At 50.0% G+C, this 2467-nt stretch carries 1 protein-coding gene; it reads right to left on the bottom strand.

What is annotated here, in order from left to right; all coding sequences use genetic code 11:
• Nucleotides 1-232 precede the first annotated feature (232 nt).
• A complete protein-coding gene (locus tag O2S87_RS18460) occupies nt 233-2338 on the bottom strand; it encodes a hypothetical protein (RefSeq protein ID WP_475410188.1) in 2106 nt (701 codons plus the stop codon).
• Between the last annotated feature and the right edge of the window lie 129 nt (nt 2339-2467).

Here is a 2467-nt window from a genome sequence, read left to right as displayed (position 1 = left end):
GAGTTCCTCGTCAAGAGTGTTGACGACAAAATTAAGCAGATGCTCTTCTTCGATTTGGTTGTCTGTTTGGAGTTCTTTCACACCATGTCCAAACAGACACTTCCTCTAACCCAATGTGATCAACTGACACTAGGTTGGAATGATATTCGTGTTGGTATGGAAGAGGGATTCGGTCGAACGAAGAACGCACCGTTCCTGCACTCATATTTATTAGACCAAGCTAATTCCATCGTTAGATTGGTTCCTCTTCATCAGTATTTCGAGGGTCGAAACTCAACTTATCCTGTGCATCAAGAACGTCAGCGACGTCGGAGATATCCTGAATCATCGTGTTTTCGGGTCGAAGTGAGTTTCTGACTGAGATGATGTAGTACTCATAATCACTATCCTCCTCTTGAGCGTCCGCGAATTTCTTGAACTGCTTGCCTTCAAGGTCAATGTTCTGGACGCGACCAACGCGGGATTTCACTTCGTAGAAATTTCCCTCTTCATCTTTGAGGTCCCACCCTACCTGTCGCCGATCAGAATTGTCCGCGACTATATTGATACCTCGGTCTTCGAGTTCCTCACGTGCGAATTCCTCGCCGATTTTCCCGGATAATTCCTTGTTTGGTACCTCATCTCTTACGCCAAGTGACTTCTTTAAAAGAGTGCGCCACGTGTCCGGGTCTTCATTGATTATTCCTGGGTCAACAAAGCAGTACTTGCTGCCCCGTCTATCCTCAAAGACTTCTGGATACTCCCTTATGAGACGCTCATAATCATATACTGGGTTAAATTCCTCGGGGAAAAGGAGTCGTCCAGTGTCGACCCACTTATTATTTTCTTTCCTCGGTAGCGTGATATCGTCCAAACCGTCAATGTCTAACTCCTTCCTGTCGGATTCATCCAACCGGGTTTTTAGATACCGGAGAACGGCCTTTTTGTCGTGGTATGTCAGGTCCGGCCAATTGTTGACCGCCCACTGCTCAATTGTGCTGCCGATTTCCTTGGGGTCCGGATTTTGTTCTATCTCATTGAGAAAATCGCTTTCTGCCCCAGTGATGGTCAAATCGCGTAGTAGTTTTGAAGTCGTTTCGCCAACACTCGTTTCGCTCGCGTACGACTCGGCGATTCGTCGGGCCGATATCTCACTGAGTGTCCCTTTTGCCGCAGCCTCTGCAAGCAGTTCTGCCGTCGTCAGGACTTCATCCACTAATTCGTCGAATAGGAGTCTAATCACGTGACCCCACCTTCCCTCGAAGAGTTCGGAGTCAACCACCGCCTTATCAGTCAATTCTTGAACTTCGCCTTCAATTCCTTCGTACCCTCCTTCTGGCTGAAGTTTCACATCTCCCCATCGGAACTTGTTTTCAGCACCTGCGACCAAATCACCACCCTCAATTGGTACGATCTCGTTAGTGAATGCATCTTGTTTACTGGCGTCAACGGTTATTTCATCATCCATTTCCCCTACAGTTGGAACCTCTGTCGTCGTTGGATCGAACCCGGCGAGTCTGACAAACGCGCGTCTGAACCAGTCCATGTCACGTTCGGCCGCTAATCCGGATGAAAGGTTCTTGAGGACTTCACTCAATTCTTTTTCTTCAGGATCGTCTTCGATACGACTGATGACAGCCTCCTGCTCAGCAAGGACAGGCCAATAACCGATCTCATCGTAAGTCGTAGCCGGTCCAAGGAGGTTAATGACGTCGTCAGCGACAATTGCGGCGTCCTCCGGCGCGACGAGTCCTGGGTTGGCGTCCTCGTCGAGATCTCCCCCAATATGGAGCAGGGGCATCGAATTGAGCTCTTCGACGAACTCGCCTAGTAACCTGTCGTGAATGAGTCCTTCGGTCCCTTGCTCTTCTGGCACTATGTATTCGAGTTGTTCTTGCCAAGTCTCGTGATTTGCAATCGTTTTCGCTACAGGAACCAACACCTGCCGCCTAAGCTCCTCAATGACCTGTTTGTTCCACGGGCTCCCCCGCTGGATATCCTCTCGGTTGAGCGTCAAATCAAAGTCGGCATGGACGACAAAGTCGAGGTCCGTTTCTCTATATTGTTTCACTGGGAGGTAACTGAAGAGCGGACTAACTCTGATGGATCCAGCTGAGTCAGTCAGTTGTCCCTCTTCGTCAAGCCTGAACGCGACAAACAAGTCGCTCTTGTCGATATCATCACGGAACTGTGGTCGTTCCACGTCTTCTGGGCCCCAGACATTTCGGAAAAGAACGTATCGATCTGACTTTCCATTGTGTCGGAGCTCTCTGATTTCGACGGGCGTGTCGGGGAGAATGTCACTACCCTCCTCTCCTACTTCACACGTCTCCTCGGCGATAGACTCAATCTCGGTCACATACTCAGTTGATCACATCGGGAGCCTCCCTATCTCCTCCAATAGGTGCTGAATCTGTGTCTGCGGTGGCTGGCTAGCCTCCAGCAAGACGGTGGCTGGGAGTTCTACCGGCATCCAGTCGCTGTCGGC

The organism is Halohasta sp. A2 (genome assembly GCF_056175805.1).
This window is presented reverse-complemented; position numbering and strand designations above follow the sequence as displayed.